The organism is Leptolyngbya sp. FACHB-541 (assembly GCF_014695875.1).
In the GTDB taxonomy this organism is placed as follows: Bacteria; Cyanobacteriota; Cyanobacteriia; order Elainellales; family Elainellaceae; genus JAAUTN01.
In genome coordinates this window covers 82,617-103,592 of sequence record NZ_JACJPC010000060.1, presented here as the reverse complement: position 1 = coordinate 103,592, position 20,976 = coordinate 82,617, and the positions used below count along the sequence as shown (strand labels likewise).

Here is a 20,976-nt window from a genome sequence, read left to right as displayed (position 1 = left end):
ATGTGCTCACTTTTTCTTCTTTTTGCCGTCGCCTTTTTTCTTGCCTTTACTCTCTTTTGGCTCAGCAACTTCTGTATCTAAAGCGCCGTTGATTTTGGCATTGAGTCCATACACCTGACGGCTACCGGCTAGCGCAACCAGCGTCACTTCCCGCTCATCCCCCGGCTCAAAACGAACGGCAGTGCCCGCCGGAATATTTAGCCGCATTCCTCGCGCCTGCTCTCGCTCAAAGCTCAACGCCTCATTGACTTCAAAAAAGTGATAGTGAGAACCAACCTGAATCGGGCGATCGCCCGTATTTGCCACTTGCAGCGTTACCGTTTCACGACCTGCATTGAGTTCAATTTCACCCGGCTCTACCAATAACTCTCCCGGAGTCATACTCCCCCACCCCACTAAGATTGTTGATTGCTGCTAATCTTCGGCGATCGCTCGTCTTCTGTCTATCGATTTAGCTCACTTTTGCTATCGAATTGGGTCATGCACGGTGACGAGCTTGGTGCCATCTGGGAAAGTTGCTTCCACCTGCACCTCATGAACCATCTCAGCGATGCCGTCCATTACGTCTTCACGGGTTAGCAGCGTGGTCCCGTAGGTCATTAACTCTGCAACAGTGCGACCTTCTCTGGCTCCCTCCAGAATTGCGGCTGAAATGTAGGCGATCGCTTCAGGATAATTTAGCTTTAGTCCTCTTTCTTTGCGACGTTCTGCTAAAAGAGAAGCTGTAAAGATCAATAATTTATCCTTTTCCTGGGGAGTCAGTTGCATAGTTTTAGCTTAGGGGGTTGGCTCAGCCTGATTTGAATTAGATTTAACAGCGGAATCAGGTACAGATAAAAAGCATACGGGATAAACCCCAGATCAGTCATCAAAATCGTCGCAGGAACCAACCCAGCAATGTTCCAGGGAATTAGAGGCGAAATTACGACCACCGTGTTTTCCAGGTCTAACGCCAATTTATAGTTGCCTTTTGTAGTTTCTTTATACTTTTGCTCGACAAGCTCTTGAGTCAGTAAAATGGCGATCGTTTGAGTGCAGCCAAAGGCCGCCGAACCCACCCCCACCAAAAGCGTACTCAAGAAACAATTACTGCGGGATTTGAACCGTTCTAGAAACACTTGGATTGTGTCTAAGGTCCGAGTTCCGGCAAAGATGCCAACAAAAGCAGTAGAAATAATCACGACAATAGAAACTTTGACCATTGAAATCACGCCACCACCTAGCAAAATAGAGTCTAGCGGCGTGTCTTCCGTGAGATGAAATCCTAAAACCGTAAATTTTAGAATTTGTAAGAAGGAATAGTGTTGCCAGAAGCAAGAGAGGGCGATCGCCACCAAAATGCTCATCAGCATCGACAGCCTCACCTCAATTTGTAAAATCGAGAAAATTAAAATCACCGCGGCAGGAAGCAGCGTGATTAAATCAACATTAAATAATCGGCTGATTTCTGCTGTAAAAGTTTGGTCTGCTAGCTGAACTGGATTAAATAACGATAAAACTCCATATAAGCCCACCGAAATAACCAGTGGCAACATCGCTGTTTTCCACATATTTTGAATATTGGTATAAAGCCGAGTTTTGGTAATCGCTGCAACCAGATTTGCGCTGGAGGACATCGGAGAACATCTATCTCCAAAGTAAGCTCCAGCAATAATCGACCCAGCGATCATATGAGGATCGACCCCACTGCTGTTCGCCATGATCATCAGCGCAATTCCGATCGTGCTGACTGTGCCAAATGACGTGCCTAGCAGCAAAGAGACAATACTGCTGAGAATAAAACTAGCCAGAATAAAATACTGGGGGCTAATTAACTGAATCCCATAGTAAACAATCGCTGGAACCGTTCCCGCTGCCATCCAAACGGCTGTTACGGCACCAATCAACAGCAGAATACTAATTACTGAAAACGATTTTTTACTGCCTGCAAAACCCATTTTCAGCAAAGTATCAAACGTAAAACCTCGACGCAACAGCGCAAGCGTAAATATTGCCAGGGACGACAATAGCGGATAGGCAACAAAATAGCCCTTTACAGCACTAAAAAGCAGAAACCCAAATGACAGTGCTAACGCAAACAGTAAATCCATTTCACAAAAATTGTTTCATCTCGCAATTTGACCATAAGATTTGCTAATACAGAAATCAAAGTAGAGTATAGATAGATTCTATCGATGGCTTCGATAGAATCTTATTGGAATCCTTCAAATAATAGGATTCTCTCCCTTCGTTGCGGGTGACTCTAAGTTGAAAATTTCTCAGCTACAGGCTTTTGTTGCAGTTGCCGACCAAGGAAACTTTAGCTCGGCTGCCTTGGAGTTGAATCTGTCGCAGTCTACTGTAAGCCATGCGATCGCCACCCTGGAAACTGACTTGGGCATCATCCTGTTCCTGAGAGGACGGCACGGCGCAACCCTGACTCCTGAAGGTGAGCAAATGATCCAGGAAGCGCGTCACATCCTCCAGTTGATTGAGTCAATTCACAAAAAAGCAAGTTTGGCTAGAGGATTACAGTCTGGGCAAGTGCGAGTTGCCTCAGTTCGCAGCATCACAACTCATGTTTTACCCAAAATTATTCGCCAGTTTCGCAACAAATTTCCAACAATCAACGTAGTCATCTCCGAGTTCGACATTTACGTTGAAGTGGAGCAGGCAGTCCGCGAAGGGCAAGTGGACGTAGGCTTCACGTCTCTACCCGTCACTCCTGGCTTTGAAGTTTGGGAATTATTTCAGGATGAATTTGTAGCCTTGTTGCCACCCGGAACAATCCATCCCGAAACAACCCTCACCTGGGAACAGTTAGCCAGCTATCCAATGATTCTCAACCTGCGTAGCCCTCGACATAATCAGTCTGTGCATGACCACTTCTCACAGTTTGGTCAAACGCTCAAGATTGACTACGAAGTGAGAGAAGATTCAACCATTCTTGGCATGGTGCAACAGGGATTAGGCGCAACAGTCATGGCTCGACTGGTAGCAGAGCCAATTCCAGAAGGCGTACAAATCAAAAGCCTGCCCGCCCCATTGAAACGCACAATTGGCGTGATCATCTCATCCGATATCCTGCTACCCCGCACGGTATTTGCGTTTCTCGACGTGCTGAAGGAAGTGTGGCGAGAGAATACAAAACTTGCTTAAGCTGTTGTGAGCAAAAATGCTTGTCAACTTGGCGCTATTTGCTCAACCATAAAACTAGCTGCATCTTCTTGGCAAAGTGCAAACTCAGGTAGTATAATCAAAAGCCTGTGCAAAAAGCGCAGTATGGGGCTATAGCTCAGCTGGTAGAGCACTGCAATGGCATTGCAGGGGTCAGGGATTCGAGTTCCCTTAGCTCCATTTTTTTTGATGTTGTACATTCGCACATTAAATGTCGCGATCTGTCATCGGTACCAAACCAACCGTGGTCAAATGCCTAATGATTGTTTTTGTAGAGACAAATGCCATTATCAAAGCAATCGTCCCGAAATTTAGAAAACGGCTTGATGTGCGCCATCTGTAATATTTTGATTAACCTGACTAATCACTTTTAGCTTACAGAAAACGCAGCGCTGTTCATAAAGAGAGACAACCACTCTTCCAAACGCCGCATTTCTGAATGTAACGCGCGGATTTACTCAAATGTTGTCGTTCGGACAAAATAGCCATAGAACCCTTGTTATCCAAACCCGTGGACCCAATTCGCCTGAGCGAAAATGTTTCATAGATTGCGACATTTAATGTGCGAATGTACATTCATTTTATGGAGTGCGATTGGGTTGCCCTTGCGTTTCGTTCATTTGGTTGAACGGCTCCAACATTTGGCTTAAATGCTCTAACATCTGATTGCGAAGCGTTTGTGCTTGCTGAGAATACTGTTGGGCACGATCGGGTTGCCCTTGCATGTCATAAAACTGAGCCAACTGAGCTAACAGATGAACTTTTCCCGGTGAGAAGTCGTCGTTTTCGTATAAACCCAGTGCCTGTTGGTAAATGGCTAATGCCTGTTCTGCCTGCCCCTGTTCTTCATAGACTGAACCCAGGTCAAGCATGATTTGGGAAATCTTATCTGTCTGTCCTCCGTATTGCCGCTCAAGTTCTTGAAAGGCGGCTAATGCTTTTTGGTATGTCGTCAAAGCCTGATCGAGTTGTCCAATCGTTTGATACAGGTTCCCCAGACTCGCGAGTGATGTTGCCCGTTCTAGGGAAAAGGTTTGGTCTTGAACCAGTTCTGTATAGCGTTCCTGATAGGGAAGGGCGGGTGCTATCTGCCCTTGTTGGGTGTAAGCAAAGACGATTGTAGGCAGCAGATATTCCAGCCCTCCACCAGGGTGTTGACCTGCGATCGCTACGGCACGATCAAAATAGCTCCTGGCTTGTTCAAGCTGTCCGATTGTGAGGTAAAAATCGCCCGCTTCTTTCAGGAAATCGGCTTTTCGAGATAGGTTCTCCCCTATGAACTCATCAGTCGATGCTTGAGTGAGCGTTGTTTCTGCTTGTTGAGCATAGTCTGCTGCTAAATCTGCTCGTCCCTGGGCTTGATACAGACTGCTGATGTTCTCAAGGGTGACGACGCGATCGACCGTTTGAAAGTCATCTGATTGTTCTGCAACGGCGGCTAATCCTTGTTGATAGGCGGCTAGGGCTTGGTCAAACTGTCCCTGTGCCTGATAGATCATGCCAATTTGATTGAAGATTCTAGGTGCATCATAAGAACTGCTACCCTCCTGTGTGTAGATTGCGATCGCCTGTTGGTAGGCAGCGAGGGCTTGTTCCGTTTGTCCGGCAATTTGGTAAGCCGTTCCCAGATGCCCCAAGGTTGATGCTTCCTCCCAGGGCAGGTTGGCTTGATGATTGATCTCGACTGCCTGTTGATATGCCTCAAACGCCTGTTCAGGTTTTTCAAGCCGCATATGAATTAAAGCCATCTGGTTAAGCACCTCACTGGCTTCAAACAGTTGAGCTGTGCGATCAACAGGAGAAATAATACTTCCTCCATAAATGTCCAGCGCTTGTTGATAGTAGGTTAAAGCACGCTCCAGATCTCCTTCTGTTTCAAAGCTAGATGCAATACTTTTCAGCAAATTTGCTTCTGCAACGCGATCGCCCCTATCCCGCAATTGCTGCAACAAACGTTCAAACAAAGCAATGCCTTCTTCCGGGAGACCGGATGATATCAAGCTATCAGCCTGTAAATAAAGCTGCACGGTGGGATTGCTGAGATCTGGAAAAGTTTGAGCAAGTGCCTGAGAAGACCCCGAAATAGCAGCGTGATCGATGTGGAACGTCGGTAGGGCGATCGTTAGGGATAGGGTGAGCGCTAGAGAGAGCAGTTTGGGGAAATACATGAGCTGTGCTAGATAGGGTGATGAATGGTTGTTAGATAGGGCGATGGATGGTTGTTAGATAGGGCGATGTATAGAGATATACCAAGCTTACTGGAAAATTTGGCTGCAAAGTTTTTTTGCTTGCTGGGAGTACTGATAGCAGTTGCAGGGGTATAGCTACGCGATCGCCCTGCAACTCCAATACAATCGCAGATCACAAGGCAATCTTCCAATAGTTGCGATGCCATTTCAGGGCCTCAATTCTTGGTTGATACTCAAGGTGAGTTGGCATCAAGATTTGTTCTCCATGAAACTCTCGGATTGACTTTGTATCCCTCGGAGTTTCTTCATAGAATCGATTGTCAGGTACAACAATCCTGTAGCTATCATTGATGCCAAACCAACCGTAGTCAAACGCCCAGTGGTGGTTTTTGCAGAGAGAAATGCCGTTATCAAAGCGATCGTCCCGAAATTCAGAAAACGGCTTGATGTGTGCGCCGTCTACGATATTCTGATTATCCTGACTAATCACTTTCAGCTTGCAGAAAACGCAGCGCTGTTCGTAGAGAGAGACCACCACTCTTCTAAATGCTGCATTTCTGATAAATATTTTTTCTTCATCCTTTAAATCTTCTATCTTATAAACGGCTCCCCCTTGTTCAGAGAGCTTACGCTGAACGTTCTCAAACTCATCCACCTCATAGAGTTTCTGAAGCTGAATCTCCTGGTGCGGAAACCATGTTTGAATCAAGATGGTCGTGAGTTGAAATCGGGCAGCAGGAGATTGCTGCCGCCGATCGCATGGAAATGTCTCCCGCAATGGCTAGCAAACACGTTATGCACCTAGAGCAGCACTTAGGCGGTCGCTTGCTCAATCGCACCAGCCGGCATTTAAGTTTGACTGAAATCGGGAAAGTCTATTTTGAACAATGTTGCGAGATGTTGGATAGCCTGGATGAAGTAGAAGCAACAGTCAGCCGAGCAACAATTGTACCGAGTGGGGTGCTAAAAATTAGTGCCCCAGTCTGGTTTGCCAATCGCACATTTACGAAGATACTTGCTAATTACCAGGCACAGTTTGCCGCAGTCTCTTTAGACATTGACTTAAGTGGGCGAATGGTTAATGTAGTAGAGGAAGGGTTTGATTTGGTATTGAGAGTGACTCAATCTCCTCCGAGTAACCTGATTGCACATCCAATTGCATCTATTCCGTTTTACCTGGTAGGCTCTCCGTCATACCTTCGCAAGGCTGGATACCCTTTAAAACCGAAAGATTTATCGCAGCACGCTATGATCACTTATTCATATTTGTCACTTTCAGAAGGTGAACTACCCCTTGAAGGATTAACGGGGAAAGAGAGCGTTAAGATTGATTCGTCGGTGCTGCGGACTAACAATGAAAATCTGATGCACAACGCGGTAATGGATGGAATGGGTCTGGCATTCTTACCAACTTGGCTGATTGAAGACGATATTGCTGCCGGACATCTAGAGAGGGTGATGCTGAATTATCGTTTGCCAGCTAGCATGCTTTATGCCGTGTATACTAGCCGCAAATATCTTTCATCGAAAGTGCGAACCTTTGTTGATTTTATTGCTGAATGTAGCGAGCTAAAAAACTAACTTTTGGAAAGAGCAGCACAGGTCACGCGTGGTTGAGTGACGTGGTTAGCTTTCAACACTATGTGAAAGAATCGTGCTGCTGCTTTGCCTGACCAGTTTTTGCGATACAACCTAAGCGGCGGCGCTGCCGCTTATGCGAAACCTACGGAACAATTGCAGTAACGCGGATTTCAATCCGCATTGTTGGAAGCCCAAGCGCCGCGACTCCTACCTGTGTCCAAATTGGGGCGTGGTTAGGCATGTAATGACGAAATAGCTTGACCATCACATCGTTAACCTCTGGGGGAAACCCGCCAACATGGTAAGAATTGACGTGGACAACATGCTTCCAACCCGCACCAGCAGTCGTCAAAGTTCGCTCTACGTTCCGAAACGCTTGGGCAATCTCGTCTCCGAGCGATTCGGAAATTTGCAGATCGTCATCCCAACCACCTTGACCGGATGTCTCCACTCGATTGCCAATTTTTACCGCTTGCGAGTAATGCAATTCATTCAGCATGTATTCCCCATAACCGGGGGTGACAAAAACTCGGGCTTATTCATGGTTTCATCCTTGACTTCAGTTTTGATGACGAAAGCCCTTAATTCAACAATCTCACCGTCGTGAAAGCGCCAGACATCGCAGTACGAGTAATGAGCTGCCTTCCCGTCTTCGTCCTTCATTGTGATGTCACCGAGTGCCGTGACGAAATCACCTTCAGCGATTAAGTTAGCAACCATAAACTTGGGAGGCTCTACGTATGTCGTTGCCATCCATTGGCGAACGGCTTCTTTTCCGTTGAGGGTCTTATCGCCTACAAACGTCCATTTCGTATCGTCAGCGCAGAATGACAAGAATCCTTCATAGTTGCCTGCAGCGATCGCCGCGTTTGCCTCTTCTAAGATGGCTTTATTTTTGGCTGACATCTGAATCTCTCCTCTGTTTAAGTGGATGCTTTAACGGAGTGTTCTCTCTACCAACGCATCATTCTCCTCAGCCAAGCCGACGAACGACTGGAGACATTGCAGGGTTTCCCTAACCGACATTAATGTTAGGCGTTGAGTTCTCCTGGGAATGTTGCTTCTCGTTTGATTTAACTTAAGCGTAGTGAATTCCTATGCTCGGTTTCTTTCAGATTCTTAGGGTGTTTTGTCAAATTCTTGCGTGATAACCTTTAGGACACAGCGCTGATCAGTTCCTCGCTTTTCGCCCAAAGCTGCTTAGCTTTGTTAGTGTCGAGCGCATACGACCTGACGCCGTCGGCAAACGGGTTGGGCGTGTCATTGATCGGCGCGATCGCGCAATCTTCGAGATAGCGTCCGCCGATCTCGTCTTTGTTAGCCACGACTGCTGCCCAGACCGACGTCGCGGCTGCCTGCGGGATTTCTTTCAACCCTTTCGGCGGCAGACCCGCTTCGGCGCGCGCTGCGTCAACGGTCTGTAAAAGTCCCTGCAAATCCTCCGGCGAGAAATGGCGGGGTAGGTCCGTGAGACTGTTTCCGGGCATCACCGAAGCAGCCCGAATGCCGCGATCGCGATGCCGCCTGTCAAACTCCACAGCGAACAGTGAATTGGCGGTTTTCGATCGGCTATAGGCAACCCATGGATCGTACGCCTGCTGCTCAAAATTCGGATCGTCCAAGTCGATATCGGCACCGCGATGCGCGAGCGACGACAAGACTACCAGCCGTCCATGATCGGCGAGCAGCGGCTCGATCTCATTGATCAGGGCGAAATGACCAAGATGGTTCGTCTCAAACTGGACTTCAAAGCCGTCGATCGTTCGACCGAACGGAGTTGCCATAACGCCAGCGTTAGCGATGATGACATCGAATGGCTGTCCGTCAGCCAACAGTTTATCCGCGCAGGCACGAACGCTTTGCAAGGATGCCAGATCGAGTTCGATCAACTCCAGACTGCCACCTCCTTGCGACGCGGCGTCACGAACCGATGCAGTAGCCCGCTCAGCTTTACCGAGGTTCCTGACCGCGCCGACAACACTAGCGCCGTGAGAGACCAGTGAGCGGGCGGTTTCAAGCCCAATGCCCGACGATGCACCCGTAATGAGAAATCGCTTTCCCTTGAGATCAATGCCCGTAAGCACCTCGTCGGCGGTCGATTTTGCACCAAATTTTTCAGCCATTTCTTTTCCTTTCGTTAATTGTGAGTGTAAAAGTCTTGATCTTCTTCGGCTTGATCTTCGACGCTCAGATTTGGAATCCGCCGGACACATCCACTACACCGCCGCTGATGTAGTCAGCGTCTGGACCTGCAAGGAAGCAAACGGTCGCTGCCACCTCCTCCAAGGTTGCGATCCGGCGGATTGCGTGAAGATCCATGATCGCTTCCGGCAATTTGTCAGCTACAGCCGCCGCCATGTCCGTTGGCATGATGCCTGGCTGCACGACGTTTACGGTGATGTTGCGCGGGCCAAGATCACGCTGGACACCTTTCGCATACCCTATGATTGCCGCCTTGGTGCCCGCATAGTCCGCCACGCCCGGGAATGGGACACGGCTGCCAAGCCCAGAACCGATGAAAATGATCCGCCCACCGTCCGCGAGTTTTCGTGCTGCGGCCCGCGTTGTTGCCACAACACCGAGTACATTGATGTGCCACTGACGGTCGTATTCATCGGCATTGAGTTCAGGATCATCGACCCTCTTGCCTTGAACCGCGATGCCCGCATTGTTCACGAGGATGTCGAGCCTGCCGAAGTGTGAGACGACGGTGTCGATCAACGATTTAGCGGACGACAGGTTGGACTGGTCGCTTTTGATCGCGATGGCGCGCACGCCTGTCTTTTTCAACTCCTGAACAACCGCCTCCGCTTTTTCTGCTGACACGACATAGCTGATCGCAACGTCAGCACCCTGAGCAGCCAGCGTCGAGGCGATCGCCGCTCCTAGACCGCGAGAACCACCCGTTACCAGTGCAACTTTGCCTGCAAGGGTTGTCGTCATGATGTACTCCGTTGGATGTATTACCGCCAAATTAGTATTTATTTACCGATTGGTACAGATTAGTATGAGCCTTCTCACACTGTCAAGGAAGTTTTATGCTGAACGGTATGGAAACTAGAAAATCCCATGGTGTGCAGGGTCGTCCTCGCGCTTTTAATGTCGACATCGCTTTAGAGCAGGCTTTGCTTCTGTTCTGGCGCAAGGGCTATTTGGGTACATCGCTCACCGATCTGACTGAGGCGATGGGCATTAACCGTCCGAGCCTTTACGCCGCCTTTGGCAACAAGGAGACTTTATTCCGCAAGGCACTCGATCGCTATCGCGATCAGCGCGCTGCGTACGTGCGGGCTGCCCTTGAGGAACCTACTGCCCGGAGAGTGATCGAGCGGATAATGCAGGGCGTTGTGGACTTAGTGACCAATCCAAACAATCCGTCCAGTTGTCTGGTTGCACAGAGTCTGCTCACCTTTGCAGATCCAGATGATCCGCTCCATCAGGAATTGGTAGAACGCCGAGCGGCAGACGAGCTTGCTATCCGCGATCGCTTCGAGCGGGCGGTATCTGAGGGGGACTTGCCGCCTGATGCTGACCCTGCTGACCTTGCCCGCTTTGTACTCACGGTCAACTCTGGACTGTCTGTGCAAGCAGCAGGTGGGGCCAGTCGCACGGAACTCCTACAAGTTGTTCAGACGGCGTTGCAAGCTTGTCCAATATTAGATTAGGTAGATAGGTTTTATTATTTGTTTAAGTTAAGGAATTGCTGTTCGCAAAGAGTATGCAGAGGTCATTGGTACCAATGGGATGGAGTTGTTAGAGCGGGTATGGGAAGATGCTACTGCACCTGTGAGGTTGACCTATCTTCCATGTCAAGTTCGCATAAATCAGCCTTTGTTCTAAATCTTATGCAAGGTTTTAACTTCCCTACATCTGAGAGCAACGCTTAACTAGAACATTCCATCTCCAATCCGATCGCTACTAGCTAAGCCAAATGCCCATTAGCAATTCCTCAAGGGAGGAAAATACTTGTCAATCGTTGGCTTAAAGAAGCACCAAGCAGGTTAGCTAGTTTGTAATTACTCTGTTAGTTCTAGCTAACAAGTCATCCTGAAGCTCCTCCGATTCACGAGGAAGGATTTTTCAGCGGACACCTGGTTAAAGAAATCTAACAAGCTGATGGATTTCAAGATTCCCCTGCGTATTTTGGAGATGGCTGAGAGGAACTTGATCACAAGCGATGAAAAAAGACCTTAATTACTACGCTAGAAAGTTCGCAAAGCTCAACGTTAACCGAAATAATGGGGTGAACGCTCCGCACAAACCGATCCTATTACTCGCGGTTATAGAACTGATTGAACAGAGGAAGATTCAGACCAATCAGATTTACCTTTCTCCAGAGCTAATCGCTACCTTCTTGAAATACTGGTCTAACTTAGTCACAACTCATCATCAGTCCAATATTGCGCTTCCGTTCTTTCACCTGACAGGCGATAAATTTTGGCACTTGGCTCCTAATATGAGCTATGAGGGAAACCTTGCTTCCATCAAACCAAGCTTGTCGGCTCTACGAAACGCGGTGAGATGTGCCTATACCGACCCTGAACTATTTGAGCTGTTGCAACAAAGCTTTTCAGTTCTACAACTCTGCGAAACACGCGCATGCTCACTAATGTATCCATTTTGTCCAAGTATCATCAACTAATAAGAAATGATGGATCAATATTTTGCCTATTGATGAACTAATAGTATATGAATATAGTGAGTTATATCGGCTACGGGGCCATAACCATCAAACAGAATTTAGATATGATAATGCCTGAATTTCCGACCTACTTTGTTTCTCACGGTGGTGGACCCTGGCCCTACATGAAAGACCAATTGGGTCAAAAGTTTGCTCTGCTCGAAACTTCGTTACAGGATATCCCTCGCCAGTTAGGAGCGACACCCAAAGCAGTGCTAATGATTTCGGGACATTGGGAAGAAGAAGACTTCACTGTTTCGGCGAGTCCAAATCCTCCAATGATTTACGATTATTCAGGATTCCCCGCGCATACATACAAAGTGAAGTATAGTGCCCCAGGTTCACCAGAATTGGCTATTCGCGTCCAATCGCTGATTCAGAGTGCTGGATATTCAGCCCATCTTGACCCAAAACGCGGCTTTGACCACGGTACTTTTACGGTGATGTACCCCATGTATCCGCAAGCACAGATTCCTGTCGTTCAGCTTTCGCTCAAGCGAAGCTATGACCCGAAACTTCATTTGGAAGTAGGACAAGCATTGGCTCCATTGCGAAAGGAAGGTGTACTCATTATTGGTAGCGGATTGAGCTATCACAATCTCAGGAATTTTGGGCCAAATGGTGCAGAAGCATCCCAGCAATTTGATGATTGGCTTCAGCAGACGCTGGTGCAATCTGAGCCAACACAGCGAGTTGATAAACTTATCCATTGGGCTAACGCCCCTGCTGCACGATTAGCTCACCCACAGGAAGACCATTTACTACCGTTAATGGTTGCAGTTGGCGCAGCCCAAAACGATCCAAGCGTTTGTGTTTATCATGATGAAAACAGCTTTGGCGGTATTGTTGCGTCTAGTTTTCGATTTGGCAACGCCGCAGCATAATTCTGGATTGGTCTCTATTGCATTACCTGAAAAATGGAATTGTACCCATACCGGATTAATTCATGCCGCAATTATGCAATGCACAGCAGTGTCTGCTCATCCTGCTCTCGTCTCGATTATTGTTCCTGTGCTGCGTGGCAGAGGTATTGACGGACTGCTTCTATCCATCAAAGGAAGACCAAAAGCTGCAAGCCATTGAGTTTGAATCTCGTAAACACTACATCAGCAAATGCCTCGTTCGTACTTGAAGGCTGCTGAGGTTGAGCATTATGAGGAGGCGATCGCCCCTGTCAAGGAACTGAAGCGTCTGAAGCGGGAGATTGAGGTGCTACGGCAGAAGATTGAGAGAGTCGAGCAGTTGGGTGGATAGGTGAGGCGATCGCCGGTTTTTCAAAACTCTGGCACCCTTAGCAGAGTATCCCTGATGGAGTAGGTGACTGCTCCGCTGAGTTTAACTACAGCCCCTGCAGTTAGGTAGAAGCTATAGCCAAAGCTCTGCCTGCTTCTTTTTCAGGCTTTTAATGTGACGGATGATGACTGCCAAAGGATTAATCCCTTGTATGAGTAGCAACCCTATCCAGCAAAGCAGTTTAAGTTGGCTAAAAGCGGAAGGACGAGTGAGGCTTTCGTGGATAGCAATTCGGGCTTCATCCAAAAAGCTGTCGTATTCCTCCACAATTGGAGCGTCATGAAAGACTCGCCCATTGATGCCGTTAACACCGCTCACCCAATGGTTTCCCATCTGAATTCTATCGAGCTGAGCAACTTCAAGGTGATAGAGGTCATGATAGTGAATCCAAACGTTTCGGACTTTGACCCCTCTCTTACCGACTTTGATTGGAATCAGGCTAATACTGCCTAGTCTATGCTTCAGGGTCACTGTTTTGGCATGATTGGTGCCATTTGCTAGCCAAACTTTCGCCAGAGCAAGCAGCTTTCTGTGATAGTGAGTACACCAGACGGCGAATTTTCCTTTTCTGCCTGATATCAATAGTTGATTCTGGTTTTGCTGAGAAATGAGTGGAGTGTTGGAGGGGTCGTCTAACAACAGGAAAAGATAGTAAGGAAATCTGGTAAAGCAGAGTGGCGATCGCCTCAAATGCTGATGCTCCCTTTGAGTGAGGCACTCTTTAAACTGTTGTTTGAGGTCGTGACGATACCGAGCTAAAGTATCTGCGGATAGGCGATCGCGTCGTCTATAAACAGCAAAAGCGCGCAACAACAGTCGTTTTATTTGAGGTGCAACCTGTTCATCCAGCTTTTCCTCTGCCCACAGCGCTATCTGCAGCGTGTTTTGCTGTCGCTTTGAGAGGGGATTTGCATTGAGCTGATGCTGTTGTGAAGCAGCAGGGTGTTTGGTGGAAACTAAGCATTGAGTTAAACAGTGATGAGAAAGGTAGCCAATCATGCTGGATTCAAAACTCTACTATCTTTCTCTCAGGAGAAACGCTGTTTTTTGGGTGATAGCTTAAGTCCAAGACCCAAGTACGGGTATGTTTAGCAAACGCGAGTCGATGTTCTAACTAAACTGGCGGTAACTATATCAGTAGGGCGATTCCATCAGCAATGAATTTGGTCAAAATAAGGAAACTGGATCAAGACTAGTTGTTTTGGGTTAGTGAACTTCTGTAGATGAAGGAATTTGATTACTCGCTCGATTTCAAGGCGATCGACTTTCGCCAGCATCCAGAACTGTACCGGATCGGTCGAGGCGAACAGGGCGTTTTGCTAGTTGAACCCTACAAGAGCGAGATTTTGCCCTACTGGAGATTCAAAACCCCAGATATTGCCCGTCAATCTGCTGACAAAATCTACAGCCTATTTCTCCAATACAAGGCGGAGGGCGATTTCGTTGGTATGGACATGGCACGAAAGTTTTTGCAGATGGGGTATACCAGAGCGCGTCGCTATGCCAACCACAAGTCAGGACGCAAGTATGCAGCAGGTTCCAAAACGGTTCTACCCCGTGAAGAAGATCCAATCAAAGCTGAATCTGCCAAGATTTTCTATGAAAAGTGGCAATTGGTGAAGGCAGATCCAGAGTATTTACGATTAGCTACATACCACCGCGACTAGTATGAACGCCCTTGACAGTTTTTGCGACACAACCGCCCAGCTTGCCAGTCGCGAAGGTGGTTTCATACAGCAACTGATGTAGCGGAAATGGATGACTGGGTTGCAGTAGCTGGTGCGTCCAGTGATGTTCTCACTTAGTGCTGCCGATCGCGCTCTAGCCCATCCCAAAAGACGGCGATCGTGTTATAACGCTCCCGCAACACCCGACGCAGGACTTTCTGGGAGGCGGTGCGAGGTAAGGACTCCACGATGACGAGATCGCGCACTTTAAACAACGGATTAAGCTGCTGGGCGATCGCCTGCTGGCACTGCGTCTGTAAGGCTGCTGACGTTAGCTCAGTCCCTAGTCGTACAACGGCATAGATAACCAGTTGGCTTGGTCCCCCTACCGGAGGCGAGACCGCGATCGCTGCCGTTTCCTGAATCTCCTCTAGCTGATTGAGCACCCGTTCAATCTCAGCCGAACTGACCTTAATGCCGCCTAAGTTCATTGTGTCATCTACTCGACCACAGACGCGGTAGTAGCCGTTTTCCAAGCGTTCTAGATAATCACCGTGTCGCCGTAGAGGAGTCATGGATGCAGCACCAGCCGGTAAATTGCCCCTGGATGGGTCGTTCGGCAATCCCTTCCACCGGGGAGTGTCAGCAAAATACACGTGATGGTGGTCTTGGTTAAGCAGGGTGGTGGAAAGTCCTATCGCAGGGGGCACAATAAACGCTTCTCCTTTGTCAGTAGGTTGACCGTTTTCATCGAGCAGCACTACATCCAGACCCAAGGCGGGAGTGGTAAAGGTTGCTGGCGCACAGGGTTGAACCAGCGTCCCAGTGATGTAACCACCGCCAATTTCAGTGCCGCCGCAGTACTCGACAATGGGACGATAGCCAGCTAGCGACATTAGATACAGCATGTCCTGTGGATTCGCACATTCTCCAGTCGAGCTAAACGCTTTGATGGCGCTCCAGTCCAGTCCCTCCATGCAGTAAGTCGTTCTCCAGACATTGACCAAACTGGGGACAACTCCCAACATCGTCACCCGCGCTGCTTGAATAAATTCGCCGTAGCCGCGAGTGGTGGGTGCACCATCGTACAGCGCGATCGTCGCTCGGTTAATCAGGCTGGCGTAGATTAGCCACGGTCCCATCATCCAGCCTAAACTGGTTGACCAAGCCAGCACATCTCCTGGATGCAGGTCGTGATGCAAATGACCATCCGCAGCACACTTAATTGGGGTGGTTTGCGTCCAGGGAATCGCTTTCGGATCGCCAGTTGTACCCGAGGAGAACAAAATATTGGTGGGGTCCATAGCCGATCTTGGTACCGCGTTAAAGGTGTCGTTCTGGCTGAGAAAATTGCGCCAGGTCAAATCTTCTGGGCGGACCACTACAGGATCAGCACATTCAGAAAGCACGATCGCCAGGGGCGCGTTGGCTGCTATCACTTTGTGGTAGAGCGGCAGGCACTTGCCCCCCCGGTACATCACATCTTGGGTAAAAATTGCCCTGGCGTGGGCGATTCGCAGCCGTGCGGCGATTTCTGCTGGTGCAAAGCTATCGGCGATCGACACGACGATACAACCTGCTTGGACAATGCCCAGGTAAATTGCCACGGACTCAGGCGTCATCGGCAGATCAATGGCGATCGCCTCCCCCGGTTGCACTCCCAATTCCACCAAACCATGAGCAACACGGTTGGCAAGGCAGTGTAACTCCTGATAAGTCCACATCTCCAGTGACTCACTGCGGGATTGCCGTTCTGAGCTAAAGATAATCGCTGGTGCAGTGGCAGAAGCTTGAAAACAGCTTTCGACAATATTGAGGCGAGCATCAACCAACCATTGCGGAGATTCCACACCCTGAGATAAATCGACAATCTGGCTGTAGGGCTGCTGTAGGCGAATGCCGAGCCGTTGCACCATCTGGTCCCAGAATTTAGCCCGGTTCTCGATAGACCAGGTGTGCAGTTGCGAGTAAGTCTTCAGTTGTAATGCCTGCATCAAGGCAACAATATTGGTAGACTGAGCTTGCATCTGCGTCGGAAACCACGCCGGGGGCATTCCCTGGGTTACATCCCAATTACAGAAAGCTGTTTTGTACAACAATTCGTGCAGGGAAAACGGGTGTTTGGGTGTTAGCAAATGCTGAGTCAGATCTTGCCAGCAGGCGATCGCAGGTAGCGTTGCGAGGGATTGGTTAATGTGGGGCAGGATTTCAGTAGCGGTCTCTGCTGTCACATCGCAGGCGATGATCTGCTCCAGAGAAAGTTGCTTTGCCATCGCTACCCCCTGTTAAGGTGAAAGTGTGACGTAGTAATCTCATTCAGAGCTTTCAGCAAACGATTCACTTCAGCCTCGGTGTTGTAGTGGACGAGTCCAATACGCACAAAGCCACCGCTTGCTTCAAGCTCTAGCCGTTGCGTCAGTCCCAACGCATAGAAGTTGCCATGCCAGACAAAAATTCCCCGATCGCCCAATTCTTTTGCAACCGCGTAGGGAGTCTGCCCTTTCAAGCGCAGGGCAACGGTGGGAGTGCGCCAGCTAAAGCAACTCGGTTCCGTAATGCCGTAAATGGTCAGATCTGGAATTTGTAACAATCCCGGAATCAACAGTCGGGCTAACTTCCGTTCATAGTGCTGGATTGCTTCCATCGCTTGTATCAGGGCAGCCCGATTCCCCAACTGGGGTGAAATCTGATGACCGAGTTCGGTCAGATAATGCAATGTTGCAATCAGCCCTGCCATGCCTTCATGGTTCTGGGTGCCTGTCTCCCAGCGACCGGGAGCATCGTCGGGGGCGGGTCGCACCTTATAAGGAAGAAGCCGCGCCAGATGTCTCCGTTTGCCGTATAGAATGCCAATGTGAGGACCAAAAAACTTATAAGCAGAACAAGTGAGAAAATCACAATCCAGTGTCTGCACATCGATCGGTCCGTGGGGCACATAGTGAACCGCATCAACAAAAACTAAAGCTCCCACCGCATGGGCAATGCGCACCACGGCAGCTATATCATTGATAGTGCCGACGGCATTAGAGGCATAGCCGATCGCCACCACCCGTGTCCGCTCATTTATCATTTGTTCCAGACTATCCATGTCCAGCGTACAATCCTGGGAATTAATATCGACCACACGAAGGACTACGCCCTCCGCTGCCAAGGTAGACCAGGGTGTGACATTGGCATCATGATCCAGCCGGGTAACGATGATTTCATCTCCCGGTTGCAGCTCTCGTCCGATCGCCCGACTGATGGCAAAGGTCAGGGTTGTCATGTTTGCCCCAAACACGACTTCGTCTGCATCGCAACCCAGCAGACTTGCGACAGCCGAACGGGCAGAGGCAATCAAACCATCGGTTTGGGCACTGGTCAGAAAGGCTCCGTGGGCATTGGCGTTGGAATGCAACAGGTAGTCGCCCATGGCTGCAATCGACGTTCGTGGCACCTGAGTCCCACCGGGACCATCAAAGAAAACAATAGGTTGACCGTTGAGTTCCTGCTGAAGTGCCGGAAATTGTTCACGAATCCAGTCCAGATCGAGGGAAGTCATAACGATCTCCTAATGTAGAATTGCCTCGTGCTGCCAACCGTTAATTTCTTCCAGGCATCAATCCTGGGCAGGTGAAAACAAACACATCCCGAATACCCTGTTCAGTGGAGCTGGTTTTAATTTCAGAGGTGAAATGGAAAAATTGCCGATCGCTGAATACCAGCAGTTCACCCGGATTGAGAATTTTGTCAAAAATTGGCTGCTCCTGCCTGGATCGATAAAGGTGAGTTTCTCCGCCTTCAACGCCTCTCCGTTGGACGCAGAAAATTCCCACCAGATCGACCCCATCCCGGTGAATTCCTTCAGGAGCTGGACTTCCCATGTGCTGACTGGAACTGGTAATGCGAATCTGGTGAACGCCAATCTCGTTGGCTGTTGAGCAAAGTTTGCAGAATTCAAAGAACTCTAAAACCGTTTTCTGAAAATCCTCCAGCTCAATCAGGGCATCCGCTAACTCTGGATACTCTCTGACAACATTACCCAGCAAGGGATTGTAATCTTTGGTCTGAAAAAAGAGTCTATGCGGTAAATGAACCAGACGATCGGCTTCAACTCTAAAGTGAGATAAACGCCGGAAACGATAACTGCCTTTCAGATAAGGATCAACAGGAAGATCATCAAAGAATGGCTTCAGTTTATCTATGTCAACAGTAGTCAGCGCTTCTAATGCATAACTGGTAAAAGAGTTAACATTCTGGTTCTTCAATGACAAAAGCATTCTTTCAGCCTCCTGGCTCGATGATTTCATTGCACTGACAGTTCAAAATCAGGCGTAAATGGCGTTTAGCCGATCGCACTCTAGCCCATCCCAAAAGACGGCGATCGCCTCTAAGATCTCCTGACCGCCCTGGATAAATTTGGCTCGATCAAATCCCGGTTGAAAATAAACCGCTTCCAGTTCTTCCAGGGTATGTCCGGCATGTTGGGCTTCCACGCGGTTATGCCAGGTGAAAAATGCTAGTCGCAGTTGGGGATGACGCAGTTGTTTAATCCGCATTAAGCCATCTTCTAACTCTTGCCAGAAGCCTGCTGCTGCCCAATTTTCTACAGCAAAGCTGGCACCCTCGGCAATATTGGCATCATCACTGCCATAGAGGCGTTGCAGTTCATCACAGAAGTGCAGCGTGGTGGCGCTCCCGTGCTTCCGTTGACCAATCTCCTCATAGTGCAACCCCAGCCCCTCGGCTACGGCAGTCAGCCACTCAAAATGAGCCGCCCGGAAGCGACAAATGCCACCATCCACCGTTCCTTCGGTGCTGACAAATTCCGGGTCGCCTTCTCGATCTTTTTCCTCGTCTGTTTGAGTCGTCTGGGTACCCGCTGTGCCACTCAACTTGCGATAAATCACGCCCAGTTCATTTAGCAAAATCTCCCGGCTGGCACGGGACTGTTGCAGGGTAGGCGAATTTATCACTTTCAGCAGGGCTGCAACTAAAAATTGATTGGAAAAGACAGAAAATTGCTGGATAAAATACCGCAATTCCTCATCGGTCGCGTTGCCTGCCTGAAACCAGCGCGTGTAAGCATTATCAGTGAGGATGCGGTCCTGAAAAATGACCCGATCGACCTGATTGAGAAAGTCTTGAAACTCATTCACCTGCGATCGCGTTAACTCTCCTTTTTGTAACCGCGCTTGGATTCTGGGAGAGATCGTCAGTGAGTGAGCGTTAGGAATAAGAGCGACCATAAATCAACTGCTCCTTTGATCAATTGTCCAACTGTAGGCATATTGCAAGTCGTCTAACGCGATCGCCTGGCGAGTGAACTGCAACGGGCGAAACGTATCAACCATCACCGCCAATTCGTCCGTTCGCTCCTGACCGATTGAGGCTGCATACTTTCCGGGATGGGGACCATGGGGTAGTCCACTGGGATGCACCGTGATGGACGATCGCTCTATCCCGTTGCGAGACAGAAAATTCCCCTCCACGTAATACAGCACTTCATCTGAGTCGACATTCGAGTGGTTGTAGGGAGCGGGAATTGCCAGCGGATGATAATCCAATAGTCGCGGCACAAACGAGCAGATCACAAATCCCGGTGCTTCAAAGGTTTGATGAACGGGTGGCGGCTGGTGAACTCGTCCGGTAATCGGTTCAAAGTCGGCAATGTTGAAGGCGTAAGGATAGAGATGACCATCCCAGCCCACCACGTCCATTGGATGATGATGATAAGTGTAGGCTGTGATGCGATCGCGCGCTTTCACCCGGACTTCAAACTCACCCACCTCATCGCGAGGAACTAATGCTTCGGGTGGTCGCAAATCCCGCTCCCCGTAAGGTGAATGTTCTAAAAACTGTCCCTCACGATTGAGATAGCGGGCTGGTGGGGCAATGTGTCCCTGAGCTTCAATCACCAGCAGCCGTTGAAGAACGTCCACATTGGGCAGGAGACGCCAAAACACACCCGTGGGAATCACCAAGTAATCCCCAGGACGATAGTGAAGTAAGCCGTATTGGCTCTCCAACACACCGCTGCCGTCATGGACAAACATTACCTCATCCCCATGAGCAAAGCGATACCAATAGGACATGGGTTCCGTCGGCTGCGCTACCGAGATACAGACATCCGCATTTGCCAGCAGCAGTATACGAGACGAAATTGCATCGCCTGCACTCACACCCTGGGCGGTGCGTAAATGGCGGGGACGTAAAGCGCTAGGTTGCTCAAATTCCAGAGCAATTGTTTGCACTAGCCGCACGGCATCTATCTGAGTGGGTGGGTGCAGATGATAGAGCAGCGATTGAATTCCCGTAAAGCCATGTATTCCCATCAGCTCTTCGTGGTACAACGAGCCATCGGGTTGACGGAATTGCGTATGGCGCTTCTTAGGAATTGTGCCGAGACGGTAGTAGTACGTCATGGTTC

General features: G+C 49.1%; 22 protein-coding genes and 1 tRNA gene. 8 read left to right on the top strand and 15 right to left on the bottom strand.

The annotated features are described in order from the left end of the window. Positions 1–6: 6 nt before the first annotated feature. From H6G00_RS12975 to H6G00_RS12965, 3 genes are all read right to left on the bottom strand, one after another. A complete protein-coding gene (locus H6G00_RS12975) occupies positions 7–381 on the bottom strand; it encodes an urease subunit beta (protein WP_190797043.1) in 375 nt (124 codons plus the stop codon). 84 nt (positions 382–465) lie between these two features. Further along, a complete protein-coding gene (gene ureA, locus H6G00_RS12970) occupies positions 466–768 on the bottom strand; it encodes an urease subunit gamma (RefSeq protein ID WP_190685886.1) in 303 nt (100 codons plus the stop codon). Next, a complete protein-coding gene (locus tag H6G00_RS12965) occupies positions 759–2,090 on the bottom strand; it encodes a Na+/H+ antiporter NhaC family protein (protein ID WP_190797042.1) in 1,332 nt (443 codons plus the stop codon). The genes ureA and H6G00_RS12965 overlap by 10 nt, the downstream gene beginning before the upstream one ends. 157 nt (positions 2,091–2,247) lie before the next feature. Here H6G00_RS12965 and H6G00_RS12960 point away from each other — a divergent pair, with 157 nt between their 5' ends. After that, positions 2,248–3,138, top strand: a complete 891-nt coding sequence (locus H6G00_RS12960; RefSeq protein ID WP_190797041.1) for a LysR family transcriptional regulator — start codon at positions 2,248–2,250, stop codon at positions 3,136–3,138. Between the two features lie 125 nt (positions 3,139–3,263). Further along, a tRNA-Ala gene (locus H6G00_RS12955) sits at positions 3,264–3,336 on the top strand. A 401-nt stretch (positions 3,337–3,737) separates the two neighbouring features. Here H6G00_RS12955 and H6G00_RS12950 read toward each other — a convergent pair. Beyond that, entirely contained in the window at positions 3,738–5,324 is a 1,587-nt protein-coding gene (locus H6G00_RS12950) for a tetratricopeptide repeat protein (RefSeq protein WP_190797040.1), read from the bottom strand. 193 nt (positions 5,325–5,517) lie between these two features. Further along, the gene (locus H6G00_RS12945) at positions 5,518–6,123 is read right to left on the bottom strand and encodes an HNH endonuclease (RefSeq protein WP_190797039.1); all 606 of its coding nucleotides are present in this window, start codon (positions 6,121–6,123) and stop codon (positions 5,518–5,520) included. Here H6G00_RS12945 and H6G00_RS12940 point away from each other — a divergent pair. After that, positions 6,123–6,926 (top strand): LysR family transcriptional regulator, encoded by an 804-nt coding sequence (locus tag H6G00_RS12940; protein WP_199318459.1) that lies wholly within the window; start codon positions 6,123–6,125, stop codon positions 6,924–6,926. The genes H6G00_RS12945 and H6G00_RS12940 overlap by 1 nt on opposite strands. A gap of 142 nt (positions 6,927–7,068) precedes the next feature. Here the strand turns inward: H6G00_RS12940 and H6G00_RS12935 are convergent, their stop codons facing one another. The 4 genes from H6G00_RS12935 to H6G00_RS12920 all read right to left on the bottom strand — a co-directional run bounded on the left by H6G00_RS12935 (position 7,069) and on the right by H6G00_RS12920 (position 9,869). Next, the gene (locus H6G00_RS12935) at positions 7,069–7,425 is read right to left on the bottom strand and encodes a RidA family protein (protein ID WP_190797037.1); all 357 of its coding nucleotides are present in this window, start codon (positions 7,423–7,425) and stop codon (positions 7,069–7,071) included. Continuing rightward, positions 7,419–7,832, bottom strand: a complete 414-nt coding sequence (locus H6G00_RS12930; protein ID WP_190797036.1) for a nuclear transport factor 2 family protein — start codon at positions 7,830–7,832, stop codon at positions 7,419–7,421. Before H6G00_RS12930 ends, H6G00_RS12935 begins: the two co-directional genes overlap by 7 nt. A 248-nt stretch (positions 7,833–8,080) precedes the next feature. Continuing rightward, positions 8,081–9,049 (bottom strand): SDR family NAD(P)-dependent oxidoreductase, encoded by a 969-nt coding sequence (locus H6G00_RS12925; RefSeq protein ID WP_190797035.1) that lies wholly within the window; start codon positions 9,047–9,049, stop codon positions 8,081–8,083. A 64-nt stretch (positions 9,050–9,113) separates the two neighbouring features. Then, complete coding sequence (locus H6G00_RS12920) at positions 9,114–9,869, bottom strand: SDR family oxidoreductase (RefSeq protein WP_190645515.1); 756 nt, start codon at positions 9,867–9,869, stop codon at positions 9,114–9,116. A 107-nt stretch (positions 9,870–9,976) separates the two neighbouring features. Here H6G00_RS12920 and H6G00_RS12915 point away from each other — a divergent pair, with 107 nt between their 5' ends. From H6G00_RS12915 to H6G00_RS12900, 4 genes are all read left to right on the top strand, one after another. Continuing rightward, positions 9,977–10,591: a TetR/AcrR family transcriptional regulator gene (locus tag H6G00_RS12915; protein WP_190797034.1), complete on the top strand. Its 615-nt coding sequence runs from the start codon at positions 9,977–9,979 to the stop codon at positions 10,589–10,591. 512 nt (positions 10,592–11,103) lie between these two features. Beyond that, positions 11,104–11,568, top strand: a complete 465-nt coding sequence (locus H6G00_RS12910; RefSeq protein ID WP_190797033.1) for a hypothetical protein — start codon at positions 11,104–11,106, stop codon at positions 11,566–11,568. A gap of 110 nt (positions 11,569–11,678) precedes the next feature. Beyond that, the gene (locus tag H6G00_RS12905; protein ID WP_190797032.1) at positions 11,679–12,491 is read left to right on the top strand and encodes a class III extradiol ring-cleavage dioxygenase; all 813 of its coding nucleotides are present in this window, start codon (positions 11,679–11,681) and stop codon (positions 12,489–12,491) included. Positions 12,492–12,720: 229 nt separating this feature from the next. Continuing rightward, a complete protein-coding gene (locus tag H6G00_RS12900) occupies positions 12,721–12,861 on the top strand; it encodes a hypothetical protein (protein WP_190797031.1) in 141 nt (46 codons plus the stop codon). A 111-nt stretch (positions 12,862–12,972) separates the two neighbouring features. Here the strand turns inward: H6G00_RS12900 and H6G00_RS34685 are convergent, their stop codons facing one another. After that, positions 12,973–13,899 carry a hypothetical protein gene (locus H6G00_RS34685; protein WP_199318458.1) on the bottom strand — a complete coding sequence of 309 codons (927 nt, stop codon included), beginning with the start codon at positions 13,897–13,899 and terminating at the stop codon, positions 12,973–12,975. A gap of 224 nt (positions 13,900–14,123) precedes the next feature. Between H6G00_RS34685 and H6G00_RS12890 the strand changes: the two genes are divergently transcribed. Next, a complete protein-coding gene (locus H6G00_RS12890; RefSeq protein ID WP_190645508.1) occupies positions 14,124–14,567 on the top strand; it encodes a DUF4385 domain-containing protein in 444 nt (147 codons plus the stop codon). Between the two features lie 134 nt (positions 14,568–14,701). On the opposite strand, the gene H6G00_RS12885 is transcribed toward H6G00_RS12890, so the two are convergent. The 5 genes from H6G00_RS12885 to H6G00_RS12865 are packed head-to-tail and all read right to left on the bottom strand — an operon-like array spanning position 14,702 to position 20,971. Continuing rightward, positions 14,702–16,840 (bottom strand): AMP-binding protein, encoded by a 2,139-nt coding sequence (locus tag H6G00_RS12885; RefSeq protein WP_190797030.1) that lies wholly within the window; start codon positions 16,838–16,840, stop codon positions 14,702–14,704. Between the two features lie 2 nt (positions 16,841–16,842). Further along, entirely contained in the window at positions 16,843–18,108 is a 1,266-nt protein-coding gene (locus H6G00_RS12880; protein ID WP_190797029.1) for a cysteine desulfurase-like protein, read from the bottom strand. 40 nt (positions 18,109–18,148) lie between these two features. After that, a complete protein-coding gene (locus H6G00_RS12875; RefSeq protein ID WP_190797028.1) occupies positions 18,149–18,826 on the bottom strand; it encodes a 2OG-Fe dioxygenase family protein in 678 nt (225 codons plus the stop codon). Between the two features lie 48 nt (positions 18,827–18,874). Further along, a complete protein-coding gene (locus H6G00_RS12870; RefSeq protein WP_190797027.1) occupies positions 18,875–19,795 on the bottom strand; it encodes a hypothetical protein in 921 nt (306 codons plus the stop codon). A gap of 3 nt (positions 19,796–19,798) precedes the next feature. Beyond that, positions 19,799–20,971, bottom strand: coding sequence for a homogentisate 1,2-dioxygenase (locus tag H6G00_RS12865; protein WP_190797026.1), 1,173 nt, complete (start codon positions 20,969–20,971; stop codon positions 19,799–19,801). Between the last annotated feature and the right edge of the window lie 5 nt (positions 20,972–20,976).

What these genes read in the sequence shown, in the direction of transcription:
- H6G00_RS12975 (WP_190797043.1), bottom strand. Translation starts at nt 381, where the DNA reads ATGACTCCGGGAGAGTTATTGGTAGAGCCGGGTGAAATTGAACTCAAT.
- ureA (WP_190685886.1), bottom strand. Translation starts at nt 768, where the DNA reads ATGCAACTGACTCCCCAGGAAAAGGATAAATTATTGATCTTTACAGCT.
- H6G00_RS12965 (WP_190797042.1), bottom strand. Translation starts at nt 2,090, where the DNA reads ATGGATTTACTGTTTGCGTTAGCACTGTCATTTGGGTTTCTGCTTTTT.
- H6G00_RS12950 (WP_190797040.1), bottom strand. Translation starts at nt 5,324, where the DNA reads ATGTATTTCCCCAAACTGCTCTCTCTAGCGCTCACCCTATCCCTAACG.
- H6G00_RS12940 (WP_199318459.1), top strand. Translation starts at nt 6,123, where the DNA reads ATGGCTAGCAAACACGTTATGCACCTAGAGCAGCACTTAGGCGGTCGC.
- H6G00_RS12935 (WP_190797037.1), bottom strand. Translation starts at nt 7,425, where the DNA reads ATGCTGAATGAATTGCATTACTCGCAAGCGGTAAAAATTGGCAATCGA.
- H6G00_RS12930 (WP_190797036.1), bottom strand. Translation starts at nt 7,832, where the DNA reads ATGTCAGCCAAAAATAAAGCCATCTTAGAAGAGGCAAACGCGGCGATC.
- H6G00_RS12925 (WP_190797035.1), bottom strand. Translation starts at nt 9,049, where the DNA reads ATGGCTGAAAAATTTGGTGCAAAATCGACCGCCGACGAGGTGCTTACG.
- H6G00_RS12920 (WP_190645515.1), bottom strand. Translation starts at nt 9,869, where the DNA reads ATGACGACAACCCTTGCAGGCAAAGTTGCACTGGTAACGGGTGGTTCT.
- H6G00_RS12915 (WP_190797034.1), top strand. Translation starts at nt 9,977, where the DNA reads ATGGAAACTAGAAAATCCCATGGTGTGCAGGGTCGTCCTCGCGCTTTT.
- H6G00_RS12910 (WP_190797033.1), top strand. Translation starts at nt 11,104, where the DNA reads ATGAAAAAAGACCTTAATTACTACGCTAGAAAGTTCGCAAAGCTCAAC.
- H6G00_RS12905 (WP_190797032.1), top strand. Translation starts at nt 11,679, where the DNA reads ATGCCTGAATTTCCGACCTACTTTGTTTCTCACGGTGGTGGACCCTGG.
- H6G00_RS12900 (WP_190797031.1), top strand. Translation starts at nt 12,721, where the DNA reads ATGCCTCGTTCGTACTTGAAGGCTGCTGAGGTTGAGCATTATGAGGAG.
- H6G00_RS34685 (WP_199318458.1), bottom strand. Translation starts at nt 13,899, where the DNA reads ATGATTGGCTACCTTTCTCATCACTGTTTAACTCAATGCTTAGTTTCC.
- H6G00_RS12890 (WP_190645508.1), top strand. Translation starts at nt 14,124, where the DNA reads ATGAAGGAATTTGATTACTCGCTCGATTTCAAGGCGATCGACTTTCGC.
- H6G00_RS12885 (WP_190797030.1), bottom strand. Translation starts at nt 16,840, where the DNA reads ATGGCAAAGCAACTTTCTCTGGAGCAGATCATCGCCTGCGATGTGACA.
- H6G00_RS12880 (WP_190797029.1), bottom strand. Translation starts at nt 18,108, where the DNA reads ATGACTTCCCTCGATCTGGACTGGATTCGTGAACAATTTCCGGCACTT.
- H6G00_RS12875 (WP_190797028.1), bottom strand. Translation starts at nt 18,826, where the DNA reads ATGCTTTTGTCATTGAAGAACCAGAATGTTAACTCTTTTACCAGTTAT.
- H6G00_RS12870 (WP_190797027.1), bottom strand. Translation starts at nt 19,795, where the DNA reads ATGGTCGCTCTTATTCCTAACGCTCACTCACTGACGATCTCTCCCAGA.
- H6G00_RS12865 (WP_190797026.1), bottom strand. Translation starts at nt 20,971, where the DNA reads ATGACGTACTACTACCGTCTCGGCACAATTCCTAAGAAGCGCCATACG.